Here is a 13,656-nt window from a genome sequence, read left to right on the forward strand (position 1 = left end):
TCCCGTGTCCCTGTCCGCCGCTCTGGCGTCGTACGAGCGCTACCCCCTCCTGTTCGGCCCCTCCCCGGTGCACCCCCTGGAGCGCCTGACCGAGCACCTCGGTGGCGCCTCGCTCTGGGCCAAGCGGGAGGACTGCAACTCCGGTATCGCCTACGGCGGCAACAAGACGCGCAAGCTGGAGTACCTGGTCGCCGACGCGCTCGCGCAGGGCTGTGACACGCTCGTGTCGATCGGTGGCGTGCAGTCCAACCACACCCGCCAGGTCGCCGCCGTCGCCGCCCGGGCGGGGCTGGCCTGTGTCCTGGTGCAGGAGAGCTGGGTGGACTGGCCGGACGCCGTGTACGACAAGGTCGGCAACATCCTGATCAGCCGGCTCGCCGGGGCCGAGGTGCGGCTGGTGCGGGCCGGGTTCGGGATCGGGACCAAGGAGAGCTGGGAGCAGGCGCTGCGGGACGTCGAGGCGGCGGGCGGGAAGCCGTACGCCGTCCCGGCCGGCGCCTCCGACCACCCGCTCGGCGGCCTCGGCTTCGCCGGATGGGCCGCCGAAGTGGCCGAGCAGGAGCGGGAGACGGGCGTCTTCTTCGACACGGTGGTCGTGTGCTCGGTGACCGGGTCCACGCAGGCCGGCATGGTGGCCGGGTTCCGGGCGCTGGAGGAGGCGGGCGGCCGGCCCCGCCGGGTGATCGGCATCGACGCCTCCGCCAGGCCCGCCGCCACCAGGGACCAGATCACCCGCATCGCGGCCGCCACCGGCGGACTGCTCGGCGTCGAGGGCGAGATGACCGTCGAGCTGGACGAGCGGTACCACGCGGGGACCTACGGCGTCCCGGACGAGGCCACCCTGGAAGCCATGCGGCTGGCCGCGCGGACCGAGGGCATGGTCACCGACCCGGTGTACGAGGGGAAGTCGATGGCCGGACTCGTCGACCTCGTCCGGCGCGGGGAGATCGACAGGGACTCCACCGTGCTCTACGCCCACCTCGGCGGCCAGCCGGCGCTGAACGCGTACAGCGCGCTCTTCTGACGGGGCGGGGCCGCCGGACGGCGCGACCTCAGGCGCCGGGCCGGGGCTTGCCGCCGGTGAGTACCGTCCCCGCCACCAGCAGCGCCGCCAGGGCGATCAGAGCACCCACGCCGAACGCGTCGGCCGCGCCGTGGGTGAGGACGGCGTCCGGCGACCCGGCGGCGTGCCGGGTCGCCGTGCCGTACACGGTGACCAGGACGGACAGGCCGACGGTCCCGCCGAGCCACTGCAGGCTCTGCAGCAGCCCGGAGGCGGCGCCCGCCTCCCGCGGCGCGACGGCGGCGAGGATCGTGGCGTTCAACGGCATGAAGCTCAGCCCCACGCCCAGCCCCAACAGCAGCAGCGGGCCGAGCAGTCCGGCCGTGTAGCCGTCCCCGGCGCGCAGCCGCCACAGCAGGCCGGTGCCCACGGCGACCAGCGACATGCCCGTCAGCAGCACCGGCTTGGTGCCGAACCGGGCCAGCAGGCGGGGCACCAGCCGTACGGTCGTGAACATCACCAGCGTCATCGGCAGGAAGGCGAAGCCGGCGCGCAACGGGCTGTAGCGCAGCACCTGCTGGCAGATCAGGGTGAGGAAGTAGAAGGCGCCGAACATGCCCGCGGGCAGCAGCAGGATGCTCAGGTAGCCGCCCGCCCGGTCGCGGTCGGCGAACAGGCGCAGCGGCAGGACCGGCTGGCCGGCCCGCGCCTCGACCAGGACGAAGGCGGCCAGCAGGGCCGCGGCCGCACCGAGGCCGAGCTGGGCCCGGGTGTCGCTCCAGCCGGAGCCGGAGACCCGGATGAACGCGTACACCAGCGAAGTCGTCCCGGCCGTCCCGGTGAGCGCGCCCGCCAGGTCGAACCGGCCCGCGTGGCGCGGGGTCTCGGCGACGAAGCGGGGCAGGGCGAGCGCGAGGGCGATGCCCAGGGGCACGTTGATGAGCAGGGCCCAGCGCCAGGACGCCCAGGAGGTCAGCATGCCGCCGAGGACCAGGCCGACGGAGCCGCCGATGCCGGCCATGGACGAGTAGACGCTCAGCGCCCGGTGCCGGGGCGGGCCTTCGGGGAAACTCGTGGTGATCAGGGCGAGGGTGCTCGGGGCGATCAGGGCGCCGCCCAGACCCTGCAGCGCGCGGGCGGCGAGGAGCCAGGTGCCGTCGGTGGCGAGCCCGCCGAGCAGGGAGGACAGGGCGAACAGCAGGACGCCGGCGGTGAGGGTGCGGCGGCGGCCGAGGAGGTCGCCGGCGCGCCCGCCGAGCAGCAGCAGCCCGCCGAAGGCGAGGGTGTAGGCGTTGAGGACCCAGGACAGGCCGGTGCGGCTGAAGTGCAGGCCCCGCTGGATGTCGGGCAGCGCCACGTTGACGACGGTGGAGTCGACGCCGACCATCAGGTAGGCGGTGACGATGACGAGAAGGGTGGTGCCGAGCCTCGCGGGCGGCGAGGGCGTGGTGGGCGCGTCGGTGGCGGCGGACGGTGCGGACGGGATGGACATGGCGGTCTCCCGGTCTGGTCGCCCCCGCGGCGACGATAAGCGGGGACTGTCTCCGTTTAATGCCCGCTAAAATACGGAGAGGGTCCCCGGTTTGCAAGGAGTTACTGGATGACGCAGGTCAGGCCCATGCGTGCGGACGCTCGGCGCAACTACGAGCGGTTGCTGAAGGTGGCGGCCGAGGCCTTCGCCGAGCATGGGGAGAACGCGTCACTCGACGACATCGCCAAGCGGGCGGGCGTCGGCTCGGGCACGCTCTACCGGCACTTCCCGACGCGGCAGGCGCTGCTGGAGGCGGCGTACGTGGACCGCATCGAGGCGCTCGGGGTGCGGGCCGAGGAGCTGGCGAGGGAACTGCCGCCGGGCGAGGCGTTGATGGAGTGGCTGCAGGAGCTGTGCGTCGCCACGATCCAGGTGCGCGGGATGAAGGCGCTGCTCGGGTCGGCGGTGACCGACGGCAGCTCGGCGGCGCTGACGGCGTGCGGGACGGTGGTGAAGGGCGCGGCGAGCCGCCTGGTGGAGGCGGCGCAGGCGGAGGGTGCGCTGCGCGAGGACCTGGAGCCGATCGAGCTGCTGCGGCTGGCGCACGGGGTGTCCACGGCGTCGGAGCTGGCGAACGGGCAGGGGCGGGAGATCGGGCGGTACTTGAGGCTGCTGGTGGAGGGGCTGCGGCCGTAGGGCCGTGCCGGGGGCTGCCGTTCCCCGGCACGGCCCTACGGTGAGCTACAGCGCCCGGGCCCCCGGCTCCACCATGTTGCGCACCGTGCGAGCCTTCACGAACTCGCCCACCGCCGTCATGTCCCACTCGCCCGAGAACTGGCGGACCAGCTTCGCCATCATCACGCCCGTCTGCGGCTCCGCGTGGGTGAGGTCGAAGCGGACCAGCTCCTCGCCGGTGGCCGTGTCCACCAGGCGGCAGTAGGCCTTGGCGACCTCCGTGAACTTCTGGCCCGAGAAGGAGTTGACCGTGAAGACCAGCCCGGTGACCTCCTGCGGGAGCCGGCCGAGGTCGACCACGATCACCTCGTCGTCGCCCCCGCCCTCGCCCGTCAGGTTGTCCCCGGAGTGCTTGACCGCGCCGTTCAGGATCGTCAGCTTGCCGAAGTAGCAGCTGTCGATGTGGTTGCGCTGCGGCCCGTACGCGATGACCGACGCGTCCAGGTCGATGTCCGCGCTGCGGAACGCCGGCTCCCAGCCGAGGCCCATCTGCACCAGGGACAGCAGCGGACGGCCGCCCTTGACCAGGGACACGGTCTGGTTCTTCTGCAGGCTGACCCGGCCCTTGTCCAGGTTGACCTTCCCGGTGCCGGGCACCGCGGCGGGCGGCGCCGGGGGAGCGGCGGGAGGCGGGGGAGTCTGCGGGGCGACCGCCTGCGGTGCCGGTGCCGGTGCCGCGGCCGCCGGTGCCGCCGCGGCCGGCTCCTCCACCGTCACCCCGAAGTCCGTGGCGATGCCGGCCAGGCCGTCGGCGTACCCCTGGCCGACCGCGCGGGCCTTCCACTGGCCGCCCCGGCGGTAGATCTCCATGACGACCAGCGCGGTCTCCGTGCCGAGCTGCGGAGGTGTGAACGTGGCCAGCACCTCGCCGCCGTCCGCGTCGCGCACGGTGGCCGTCGGCTCGATGCCCTGGAAGGTCTGGCCGGCCGCGTCCGGGCTGGCCGTGACCACGATCTTCTCGATGTCCGGCGGGACGGCGGCGGTGTCCACGGTGATCGCGTCGGGCGCCGCGCCGCCACCGGAGGCATACGACACGCCCGGGCCCACCGGCTGGTTGTAGAAGATGAAGTCGTCGTCCGAGCGCACCTTGCCGTCGGCGGTGAGCAGCAGGCCCGACACGTCGAGCCGCACGGGAGCGGCGACGTCCACCGTGACGCGCACGGTGGAGAGAGGGATGTTCGAGCCAGGGGTCATAGCTGTCATGCCGGGTGAACGAACGACACCGCTTTACCGTTCCCTTACCAGCCGAAACCCTTCGAACGGCCCAAGCACAGGGCCCAAGCGCAGGGCCCAAGCACAGGGCCCAAGCGCAGGGCCCAAGCACCCGGCCCAAGCACCCGGCCCAAGCACCCGGCCCGGCCGCACGGCCCGGCCGTACGGCCTACGGCACCACCACGATCTTCCGTCCCACCCCGGACGCGAACTGCTCCAGCGCCTGCGGGTACCGCGCGAGCGGGATCCGGTCGCTGATGAACACCTCCGGGTCCAGCACCCCGTTCGCGAACAGCTCGGCCGCCCGCTCGAAGCTGTGCAGCACCGCCATGGAGCCGGTGATGGTGATCTCCTGGTTGTAGATCCGGTACGGGTCGATCGTCACCCGGGTCGCGTAGTCGGCCACCCCGAACTGCAGGAACGTGCCCGCCTTCGCCACCCGGTCCAGGCCGTCCTGGATCGCCGCCGCGTTGCCGGTCGCGTCCACGACCAGGTCCCAGCCCTGCGGCCGGTCCAGCTCGTCGGGGCTCGCGGCGGACGCCGAGACGCCCAGCCGGCGGGCCGTCTCCAGGCGGGCCGGGTTGAGGTCCACCACGTCCACGCTCGCCGCGCCGGTCCGCTTGGCCAGTTCCAGCATCATCAGGCCCATGGTCCCGGAGCCGTAGATCAGCACGTGCGCGCCGAGGCGAGACTGCAGGACGTCGTAGCCGCGCACCGCGCACGACAGGGGCTCCACCAGGGCCGCGTCCTCGGTGCGGACGTGCTCGGGCAGCTTCACGCAGTTCGCCACGGGTGCGACGGCGTACTGCGCCGCCCCGCCCGCCGTCGTCACACCGATCGCCGCCCACCGCTCGCACAGGTTGTTGTGGCCGGTGCGGCAGTAGCGGCACTCGTAGCAGTACAGGGAGGGGTCCACGGCCACCCGGTCGCCGACCGCGACCTCGGTGACCTGGCCGCCGACCCCGACCACCTCGCCCGCGAACTCGTGCCCGGGGACGATCGGCAGCTTCGGCGCGAACTCGCCCTGGAGGATGTGCAGGTCGGTGCCGCACAGGCCGCACGCGGCGACCTCGACGACGACCTCGCGCGGTCCCGGCGTCGGGTCGGGGACCTCGGTGACGAGGGCGCGGCCCACGGACTCGATGACGGCGGCCTTCATTTCACGGCTCCCAACGACAGGCCCTGGACGAGTTTGTCCTGGGCGGCGAACCCCGCCGCGAGCACCGGCAGGGAGATGACGAGCGACGCGGCGCACACCTTCGCCAGGAACAGGCCCTGGCTGGTGATGAAGCCGGTCAGGAAGACGGGGGCGGTCTCGGCGACCACGCCCGTGAGCACCCGGGCGAACAGCAGCTCGTTCCAGCTGAAGATGAAGCAGATCAGGGCGGTGGCGGCGATGCCGGGCAGGGCGATGGGGGCGACCACGCGCGCGAGGACGGTCGGCAGCCGGGCGCCGTCGATCTGCGCCGCCTCGATCACCGCCACCGGGACCTCGGCGAGGAACGACTGCATCATCCACACCGCGATCGGCAGGTTCATGGAGGTGTAGAGGACGACCAGGAGCCAGATGTCGTCGAGCGTCCCGGTGTTCTTCGCGAACAGGTAGATCGGCAGCAGTCCGGCCACCACCGGCAGCATCTTCGTGGACAGGAAGAAGAACAGCACGTCCGTCCACTTCCGCACCCGCCGGATCGACAGCGCGTACGCCGCCGGCAGGGCGAGGAGCAGGCCGAGGACCGTCGACACCAGCGACGCCACGGCCGAGTTGACGAGCGCGGGCCAGGGACTCGCGCCGCCGCCCGCCCCGAAGAACTCGCGGTAGCCGTCGAGGGTCAGCGACGCGGCGAAGGACGGCGGGTTGGTCGCCGCGTCCGCCTCGGAGTGGAAGGACGTCAGCGCCATCCAGGCGACGGGCAGGAAGAAGACGATGCCGGCCAGCCAGGCCACCAGGCCGAGCCCGTTGCGGCGCAGTACGGCGTTCATGCGCGGGACACCTCCTCGCGGAACAGGGACGACACCACGCGCAGGGCGAAGGTCGCGATGACGATCGAGCCGATGACGACCAGGACGCCGGCGGCCGAGGCGAGGCCGTTCTCGTGGGCCTGGTAGAAGCTCTGGTAGACGGTGTAGGGCAGGTTGGCGGTGCCGAGGCCGCCGGAGGTGATCGTGAAGACCGCGTCGAAGTTCTGGACGATGTAGACCGAGCCCAGCAGGGCGCCGAGTTCGAGGTAGCGGCGCAGGTGCGGGAGTGTCAGATGGCGGAAGATCTGCCAGCCGCCCGCGCCGTCGACCCGCGCGGCCTCGATCTGCTCGGGGTCACGGCTCTGCAGCCCGGCGAGCAGGATCAGCATCATGAACGGCGTCCACTGCCACACCAGGGAGGCCTCGACCGCGAGCAGCGGGGTGTTCGAGATCCAGTCGGGCTGGGGGCCGCCGACGGCGTGCAGCAGGCCGTTGAGCAGGCCGTACTCGGGGTTGAACAGGACGTGCTTCCAGAGCAGGGCCGCGGCCACCGGGACCACCAGGAACGGGGCGATCAGCAGGGTGCGGACGACGCCACGGCCGCGGAACCTGCGGTTCAGCAGCAGTGCCAGCGCCAGGCCCAGGACCAGGCTGACCAGCACCACCGTCACCGTGAGCAGCACGGTCGTCCACACCGAGTGGCGCAGGTCCGGATCGGTCAGGACCTGGCGGTAGTTGTCGAGGCCGGTGAAGCGGCGGGCCTTCGGATACAGGGCGTTCCAGTTGAAGAAGGAGATCACCAGCGTGGCCACGAACGGCAGCTGGGTCACGACGATCATGAAGACGAGGGCGGGCAGGAGGGGGGCCCGGGTGGCCCAGGCGCGCAGCCGGGCGGAGGGCGGCCGGGTGGCGCGTGCCGGTGTCGCGGTCAACGGGGCTGTCGTCGCGGTCATCGTCCCTGGTACTCCTTCGAGATCCGCTCGGCGAGCTGCTGGGACTTCCGCAGGGCCGAGTCGACGGACTGGCGTCCGGCGACGGCCGAACTGATCTCCTGGGAGACCTTGGTGCCGAGGTCGGTGAACTCGGGGATGCCGACGAACTGGATGCCGGGCGCGGGGCGCGGCTGGACGCCGGGGTCGTTCGGGCGGGTGCTCTCGATGGCCTGCCGGGTCATCTCCTGGAAGGCGCCGGCCGTCTTGCGGTAGTCGGCGTTCGTGTACGTCGACGCCCGCTTGCCCGCCGGGACGTCCGACCAGCCGCTGGTCTCGCCGACCAGCCGCTCGTACTCCTTGCCGGACGCCCAGGACACGAACTTCCAGGCCTTGTCCGGGTTGCGGGAGGCCTGCTGGATGCCCCAGGCCCAGGTGTAGAGCCAGCCGGAGGAGGGGGTCTTCTCGACGGGGGCGGGGACGTAGCCGAGCTTGCCCCTGACCGGCGAGTCCGCCGCCTCCAGCAGCCCCGCGGCGCTCGTGGCGTCGTACCACATGGCGACCTTGCCCTGGGTCATGTCGTTGAGGCACTCGGCGAAGCCGGACTGGGCGGCGCCGGACTCGCCGTGGCCGCGGACCAGGTCGACGTAGAACTTCGTCGCCTTCTCGAACGCGGGGGAATCGAGGTGGGCGTTCCAGTTCTTGTCGAACCAGGTGCCGCCGAAGGTGTTCACCACCGTGGTCAGCGGCGCCATCATCTCGCCCCAGCCGGGCAGGCCGCGCAGGCAGATGCCCTTCATCCCGGGCCGTGCGCCGTCCGCCTTCGCGGCGAGGTCGGCGACCTGCGTCCACGTCGGATGCGCCGGCATGGTCAGGCCCTTCGCCGCGAACACGTCCTTGCGGTACATCAGGAAGGACGACTCGCCGTAGAAGGGCTGCCCGTAGAGCTTTCCGTCGGCGGCGGTCAGGGACTGGCGCATGGGTGCCAGGACGTCCTGTTCGTCGTACCCGGGGTCCTCGGCGACGTACGAGTTCATCTCGTGCAGCCAGCCGTTGCGGGCGTACATCGGTATCTCGTAGTTGGAGAGGGTGGCCACGTCGTACTGCCCGGCCTGGTTGGCGAAGTCCTGGCTGATCTTGTCGCGGACGTCGTTCTCGGGCAGGACCGTGAAGTTGACCTTGATGCCGGTCTCCTTGGTGAAGTGGGCGGCGGTCAGCTTCTGCAGCTCGGTCATCTGCGGGTTGTTGACCATCAGGACGTTGATGGAGTCGCCGCCGGAACCGGTCCCGCCCGCTCCGACCCAGCAGCCGGAGAGCAGCGGGGCGAGCAGCGTCCCTGCGGCGGCCGTGGCGAGCGTGGCTCGCGGCCTCCGTCGGCTCTGGGTTCGCATGGATCGCTCCTGGACTTATATATGCATAGTGGACATTTATGGGCCGGGGTTCCCGGTGGGGCGGGTGGGCCGGCGGATCAGACCCGGATGACCTGGGGTCCCAGCAGGGAGTAGCGGTGGGCCTCGGCGGCCGGGAGCTGGGTGCTCGTCACGATCGCCTCCAGCGCGCCGACCTCGGCGAACCGGCAGAAGCTGACCGCGCCGAACTTGGTGTGCACGCCCGCGAAGACGGTCCGGCGCGCGGCCCTGATGGCCTGCGCCTTGACCTCGCCGACCGCGGGGTCGGGCGTGGTCAGTCCGTGCTCGCGGGAGATGCCGTTGGCGCCGATGTAGGCGAGGTCGACGACGAAGCCGGCGAGCATCTTCGTCGTCCAGTGGTCGACGGTGGCGAGGGTGCCGGCCCGGACCCGGCCGCCGAGCAGCAGCACCGAGACGTGCTCGGCCTCGGCGAGGGCGCCCGCGACCGGGAGGGAGGCGGTGACCACGGTCAGCGGCCGGTCCGCGGGCAGGGACTCGGCGATCAGCTGCGGGGTGAAGCCCTCGTCCACGAAGACCGTCTCCGCGTCCGCGAGCAGCTCGGCCGCGGCGGCCGCGATCCGGCGCTTCTCCGGCACATGGCTGGTGGCGCGGAAGGCGAGCGTCGTCTCGAAGCCGGCGCTCTCCACCGGATAGGCGCCGCCGTGCGTCCGGCGGACCAGCCCGTGGTCCTCCAGGACGCGCAGGTCGCGCCGGACGGTCTCCCTGGCCACGCCCAGCTCGGCGGCGAGCGCGGTGACGTCGACCGCGCCGGTGGCGCGCGCGGCCCGCACGATCTCGCGCTGGCGTTCCTCCGCCGTCCTCGTGCTCATGCCGTCACCCACTTCCCCGCGGAACTGCCCGTTCGGGCCTCATGGGGGAATTTCTACAGCGGGTGCACGGCGCTGACCAGGCCTGTTGCGGGCCCGATACTGCCCGTGTGTGCCCGTTCGCCGAGCGGTGCGCCCGCGCACGGACCTGCGGGGCCGTGGCCGGTGGGGTGGGAGCGGGCGGCCTCGGTGCCCGGATACGGCGGCGGGCGGGCCCGTTCGGTGCCCGCCCGCGCGCGTGGGCGATCGTTTTCCGCCGCCCGGGGTCCTCGGGAGCGATCAGTACGGCCAGATCGGCGGGTCGTTCACGAAGTGCCCGCCCAGGTGGCTCTGGGCCGGGTCCTCGGGGTCCAGCTCGCCCTGCTCGGCGATCAGCTTCGCGGCGTACGGCTCGGAGTCGTCCTGGGGTGCGTAGCCGAGCGCCCGCGCGGAGGTCAGGTCCCACCACAGCCGGGTGTTCGCGGAGGAGCCGTAGACGACCGTGTGGCCCACCTTCTCGGCGGTCAGGGCCGCGTGGAAGAGGCGGGCGCCGTCGGCCGGGCTCATCCACACCGAGAGCATGCGCACGCTGGTCGGCTCCGGGAAGCAGGAGCCGATGCGCACCGACACGGTCTCCAGGCCGTGCCTGTCCCAGTACAGCTGGGCCAGGTCCTCGCCGAAGGACTTGGACAGGCCGTAGAAGGTGTCCGGGCGGCGCGGGGTGTCGAGGGGGATCAGTGCCTCGCCCGGGCGCGGGGCCGGGGTGAAGCCGACGGCGTGGTTGGAGGAGGCGAAGACGATCCGGGGCACGCCCTCCTGGCGGGCGGCCTCGTACAGGTGGTAGGTGCCCTCGATGTTCGCCTTCAGGATCTTCTCGAAGGGCGCCTCCAGGGAGATGCCCGCGAGGTGGAGGACCGCGTCCACGCCGCGCACCGCCTCGCGCACCGCCCGCGGGTCCCCGAGGTCCGCGGTGATCGCGTCCGGCTCGCCCTCGACGGGGCGCACGTCGAACAGGCGCAGCGTGTAGCCGTACGCCGGCAGCAGGGACCGCATCAGGGTGCCGAGTCCACCGGCGGCGCCGGTGAGCAGAACGGTGCGGGGAGCGGGCATCCTCAGTTCTCCTTGTGGCCGACATTCACATACATGGACACGCTAGAGAGTCTCGCCGCGCACCGTCAAGTGGCGCGCGGGCTCGGTGAATTCGCGCACGTTGGAGCGAGTTTGCCTGCTTGACCTGCCGTAAGAAGGCCCCGTAGCGTGGCCGCGTTCAGGAATGTAGACGTAGATCAGAAGCGTGACGTCGATCAGAAACATGCACCCGCGTGCCGCAAGGGAGCGCCCGTGACGCCAGCCCCTCTCACCGACCGGCTCAGCGATCCGCGCGGTCCGCTGTTCTTCCCCGTCACGGCCTACGGCCCCGACGGCTCGCTCGACCTCGACGCCTGCCGCACCCATGTGCGCCGGGGCGTCGCGGCCGGGGCCGCCGCCGTGTTCGCCTGCTGCGGCACCGGAGAGTTCCACGCGCTGCTGCCGGAGGAGTTCGAGGCCTGCGTCCGGGTGGCCGTGGAGGCGGCCGAGGGCCGCGTCCCGGTCGTCGCGGGCGCCGGCTACGGCACCGCGCTCGCCGTCCGCTACGCGCGCCTGGCCGAGGCGGCGGGCGCCGACGGCCTCCTCGCCATGCCCCCCTACCTCGTGCTCGCCGGCCAGGAGGGCCTGCTGCGGCACTACCGCGAGATCGCCGCGGCCACCGCGCTGCCGGTGATCGTCTACCAGCGCGACAACGCGGTCTTCACCCCGCGGACGGTCGTGGAACTCGCCCGCACCGACGGCGTCATCGGCCTCAAGGACGGCCTCGGCGATCTCGGCCTCATGCAGCGGATCGTCAGCGCCGTCCGCACCGAGGCCCCCGGCGACTTCCTCTACTTCAACGGCCTGCCCACCGCCGAACAGACCCAGCTCGCCTACCGCGCCCTCGGCATCACCCTGTACTCCTCGGCCGTCTTCTGCTTCGCCCCGGAGATCGCCCTCGCCCACCACCGCGCCCTGGAGGAGGACGACCGGGCCACCGTGCGGCGCCTCCTGGACGGCTTCTACCGGCCGTTCGTCGAACTGCGCGCCCAGGGCCAGGGCTACGCCGTCTCGCTGGTCAAGGCCGGGGTACGGCTGCGCGGCCTGGACGTCGGCGAGGTCCGGCCCCCGCTGCAGGAGCCGGCGGAGGAGCACGTGAAACAGCTCGCCCACCTGATCGAGCGCGGCTACGCGCTGCTGGAGGAGGACGCGTGAAGGCCTCGGCGTTCGTCTACCCGTGGGACGTCAACGGCGATCCCGGGGCCCCCGCACGCATCGCGGGACTCGGCGTCGAGCAGGTGACGCTCGCCGCCGCCTACCACTCCACCCGCGCCCTGACCCCCCGCCACCCCCGCCGGCGCGTCGTCACCGCCGAGTACGCGGCCGTCCTCTACCCGCCGGACGGCCGCTGGGCGGGCCGCGGCCTGCGCCCCTACCCCGCCGGCCGCTGGGCCCCCGGCGACGCCTACGGCGAGGCCGCGCGGGCGCTCTCGGCGGCCGGTCTGGAGGTGCACACCTGGGTCGTCCTCGCCCACAACTCCCGGCTGGGCGCCGAGCACCCGGACACCTCGGTCGTCAACGCCTACGGCGACCGCTACCCGTGGGCGCCCTGCATCGCCCAGCCCGCCACGCGCGCGTACCTCGTCGACCTGGCCGCCGAGGCCGCCGTACGCCCCGGCGCGCGGGGCACCGAGCTGGAGTCCCTCGGCTGGTACGGGCTGCAGCACCTGCACGCCCACGACAAGATCTCCGGCGTCGGCCTCGGGGAGGCCGGGCAGTACCTGATGTCGCTGTGCTTCTGCCCGTCCTGCCGGACCGGCTACGGCGAACAGGGCCTGGACGCCGACGCGCTGACGGCCTCCGTGCGCTCCGCGCTGGAGCCCCTGTGGCGGGGTACGGCGCAGGACGAGGGATGGCCGACGGTGGAGAAGCTGCTGGGGGAGGAGGCGGCGGCCCGCACGCGCGCGTGGCGCGACGAGAGCGCCCGCACCCTCCAGGAGGAGGCCGTCGCCGCCGTACGGGCAGCGGCCCCGGCGGGCTTCCAGGTCCTGCTGCACGCCGTCCCCGTCTCCTACCACTGCGGCGCCAACGCGGGCGTCGACCCCGCCCGCATCCTGTCCGTCGCCGACGGCGTGGTGGTGCCCTGCACGGGCGGCACGGCCCCGCTGGCGCCCTTCGCCGGGCACGCGGGCGGGCGGACGGTCCTGGCCGCCAACTTCACGGTCGTCACCGGGATGGGCGGCAGCCCCGGCACCCTCGCGGCGGACGCGGCCCGCGCCCGGGCGGAGGGCGCCACCGAACTGCGGCTCTACCACGCGGGGCTGGCGTCCGACGACGACCTCACGACGGTACGCGAGGCACTGTCCGCGCGCTGAGCGCGGGCGCCGGGAGTTCGACCGATGAGTTTCCGCAAGCGGGACGGTCAGCATTCCGTACGGGTGGCACGACCCCGAAGGAGCACGGCATGACCATGGTCGACCTGGGCCCCCAGACCCGCATCCTGGCGCGGCTCGCCGAGGCGGTCCCCGACGAGCGGCTCACGGGCCCGACACCCTGCCCCGACCTCGCGGTGCGCAACCTCCTGGGCCATCTGCTGACGCTGTCCGTGGCCTTCCGCGACGCGGCCCGCAAGGACCTCGGCGCGACGACCGACACCAGCCCGGCCACCGCCGTACCGGACATCGGCCCCGGCTGGCGCGAGGAACTGCCCAAGGCGCTGGACGAGCTGGCCGACGCCTGGCGCGACCCGGCCGCCTGGACCGGGAACACCCGCGCCGGCGGGGTGGACCTGCCGGGTGCGGTCGCGGGCGCCGTCGTCGCCGACGAACTGGTGGTCCACGGCTGGGACCTGGCCCGCGCGGCCGGCCTGGACTACGACCCCGATCCGGCCGCCCTGGACTCGGCGTTCGTCTTCCTCGAGGCCGCCGCCGACGACCCCGACCGCGGGGGCGGCCTGTTCGGCCCGGTGGTCCCGGTCCCCCTGACCGCGTCCCGGCTGGACCGCGCGCTGGGACTGAGCGGCCGGGACCCGGGATGGCGGCCGGTGACTGAGTAGCCCGAC

At 72.9% G+C, this 13,656-nt stretch carries 13 protein-coding genes; 5 read left to right on the forward strand and 8 right to left on the reverse strand.

The window, feature by feature from the left end; translation table 11 throughout:
• Nucleotides 1-4 precede the first annotated feature (4 nt).
• Nucleotides 5-1,024, forward strand: a complete 1,020-nt coding sequence (locus tag AB0N17_RS23625) for a 1-aminocyclopropane-1-carboxylate deaminase (RefSeq protein ID WP_366013418.1) — start codon at nt 5-7, stop codon at nt 1,022-1,024.
• A 28-nt stretch (nt 1,025-1,052) separates the two neighbouring features.
• Here the strand turns inward: AB0N17_RS23625 and AB0N17_RS23630 are convergent, their stop codons facing one another.
• Nucleotides 1,053-2,495 carry an MFS transporter gene (locus tag AB0N17_RS23630; protein ID WP_366013419.1) on the reverse strand — a complete coding sequence of 481 codons (1,443 nt, stop codon included), beginning with the start codon at nt 2,493-2,495 and terminating at the stop codon, nt 1,053-1,055.
• Nucleotides 2,496-2,603: 108 nt separating this feature from the next.
• Here AB0N17_RS23630 and AB0N17_RS23635 point away from each other — a divergent pair, with 108 nt between their 5' ends.
• Nucleotides 2,604-3,170, forward strand: a complete 567-nt coding sequence (locus AB0N17_RS23635) for a helix-turn-helix domain-containing protein (RefSeq protein ID WP_366013420.1) — start codon at nt 2,604-2,606, stop codon at nt 3,168-3,170.
• Between the two features lie 45 nt (nt 3,171-3,215).
• Here the strand turns inward: AB0N17_RS23635 and AB0N17_RS23640 are convergent, their stop codons facing one another.
• The 7 genes from AB0N17_RS23640 to AB0N17_RS23670 form a co-directional block, all read right to left on the reverse strand.
• Nucleotides 3,216-4,403, reverse strand: a complete 1,188-nt coding sequence (locus AB0N17_RS23640; RefSeq protein WP_366013421.1) for a TerD family protein — start codon at nt 4,401-4,403, stop codon at nt 3,216-3,218.
• 187 nt (nt 4,404-4,590) lie between these two features.
• Nucleotides 4,591-5,580, reverse strand: a complete 990-nt coding sequence (locus tag AB0N17_RS23645; RefSeq protein WP_366013422.1) for a zinc-dependent alcohol dehydrogenase family protein — start codon at nt 5,578-5,580, stop codon at nt 4,591-4,593.
• A complete protein-coding gene (locus tag AB0N17_RS23650) occupies nt 5,577-6,404 on the reverse strand; it encodes a carbohydrate ABC transporter permease (RefSeq protein WP_366013423.1) in 828 nt (275 codons plus the stop codon). The genes AB0N17_RS23645 and AB0N17_RS23650 overlap by 4 nt, the downstream gene beginning before the upstream one ends.
• The gene (locus AB0N17_RS23655) at nt 6,401-7,336 is read right to left on the reverse strand and encodes a sugar ABC transporter permease (RefSeq protein WP_366013424.1); all 936 of its coding nucleotides are present in this window, start codon (nt 7,334-7,336) and stop codon (nt 6,401-6,403) included. The genes AB0N17_RS23650 and AB0N17_RS23655 overlap by 4 nt, the downstream gene beginning before the upstream one ends.
• Complete coding sequence (locus AB0N17_RS23660) at nt 7,333-8,703, reverse strand: sugar ABC transporter substrate-binding protein (RefSeq protein ID WP_366013425.1); 1,371 nt, start codon at nt 8,701-8,703, stop codon at nt 7,333-7,335. The genes AB0N17_RS23655 and AB0N17_RS23660 overlap by 4 nt, the downstream gene beginning before the upstream one ends.
• Nucleotides 8,704-8,780: 77 nt before the next feature.
• Nucleotides 8,781-9,551, reverse strand: a complete 771-nt coding sequence (locus AB0N17_RS23665) for a DeoR/GlpR family DNA-binding transcription regulator (RefSeq protein WP_366013426.1) — start codon at nt 9,549-9,551, stop codon at nt 8,781-8,783.
• A 276-nt stretch (nt 9,552-9,827) separates the two neighbouring features.
• The gene (locus AB0N17_RS23670) at nt 9,828-10,637 is read right to left on the reverse strand and encodes an NAD(P)-dependent oxidoreductase (RefSeq protein ID WP_366013427.1); all 810 of its coding nucleotides are present in this window, start codon (nt 10,635-10,637) and stop codon (nt 9,828-9,830) included.
• A 231-nt stretch (nt 10,638-10,868) separates the two neighbouring features.
• Between AB0N17_RS23670 and AB0N17_RS23675 the strand changes: the two genes are divergently transcribed.
• The 3 genes from AB0N17_RS23675 (at nt 10,869) to AB0N17_RS23685 (ending at nt 13,650) form a co-directional block, all read left to right on the forward strand.
• Complete coding sequence (locus AB0N17_RS23675) at nt 10,869-11,810, forward strand: 5-dehydro-4-deoxyglucarate dehydratase (protein ID WP_366013428.1); 942 nt, start codon at nt 10,869-10,871, stop codon at nt 11,808-11,810.
• Nucleotides 11,807-12,970 (forward strand): hypothetical protein, encoded by a 1,164-nt coding sequence (locus AB0N17_RS23680; protein WP_366013429.1) that lies wholly within the window; start codon nt 11,807-11,809, stop codon nt 12,968-12,970. The genes AB0N17_RS23675 and AB0N17_RS23680 overlap by 4 nt, the downstream gene beginning before the upstream one ends.
• 89 nt (nt 12,971-13,059) lie before the next feature.
• Entirely contained in the window at nt 13,060-13,650 is a 591-nt protein-coding gene (locus tag AB0N17_RS23685) for a TIGR03086 family metal-binding protein (RefSeq protein ID WP_366013430.1), read from the forward strand.
• Nucleotides 13,651-13,656: the final 6 nt, after the last annotated feature.

It is taken from the genome of Streptomyces sp. NPDC051133, from assembly GCF_040682635.1.
Lineage (GTDB): Bacteria > Actinomycetota > Actinomycetes > Streptomycetales > Streptomycetaceae > Streptomyces.

Bases quoted from the DNA above. Each gene is read 5' to 3' on its own strand.
- AB0N17_RS23630 (WP_366013419.1), bottom strand. From the start codon at position 2,495: ATGTCCATCCCGTCCGCACCGTCCGCCGCCACCGACGCGCCCACCACG.
- AB0N17_RS23635 (WP_366013420.1), top strand. From the start codon at position 2,604: ATGACGCAGGTCAGGCCCATGCGTGCGGACGCTCGGCGCAACTACGAG.
- AB0N17_RS23640 (WP_366013421.1), bottom strand. From the start codon at position 4,403: ATGACCCCTGGCTCGAACATCCCTCTCTCCACCGTGCGCGTCACGGTG.
- AB0N17_RS23645 (WP_366013422.1), bottom strand. From the start codon at position 5,580: ATGAAGGCCGCCGTCATCGAGTCCGTGGGCCGCGCCCTCGTCACCGAG.
- AB0N17_RS23650 (WP_366013423.1), bottom strand. From the start codon at position 6,404: ATGAACGCCGTACTGCGCCGCAACGGGCTCGGCCTGGTGGCCTGGCTG.
- AB0N17_RS23655 (WP_366013424.1), bottom strand. From the start codon at position 7,336: ATGACCGCGACGACAGCCCCGTTGACCGCGACACCGGCACGCGCCACC.
- AB0N17_RS23660 (WP_366013425.1), bottom strand. From the start codon at position 8,703: ATGCGAACCCAGAGCCGACGGAGGCCGCGAGCCACGCTCGCCACGGCC.
- AB0N17_RS23665 (WP_366013426.1), bottom strand. From the start codon at position 9,551: ATGAGCACGAGGACGGCGGAGGAACGCCAGCGCGAGATCGTGCGGGCC.
- AB0N17_RS23670 (WP_366013427.1), bottom strand. From the start codon at position 10,637: ATGCCCGCTCCCCGCACCGTTCTGCTCACCGGCGCCGCCGGTGGACTC.
- AB0N17_RS23685 (WP_366013430.1), top strand. From the start codon at position 13,060: ATGACCATGGTCGACCTGGGCCCCCAGACCCGCATCCTGGCGCGGCTC.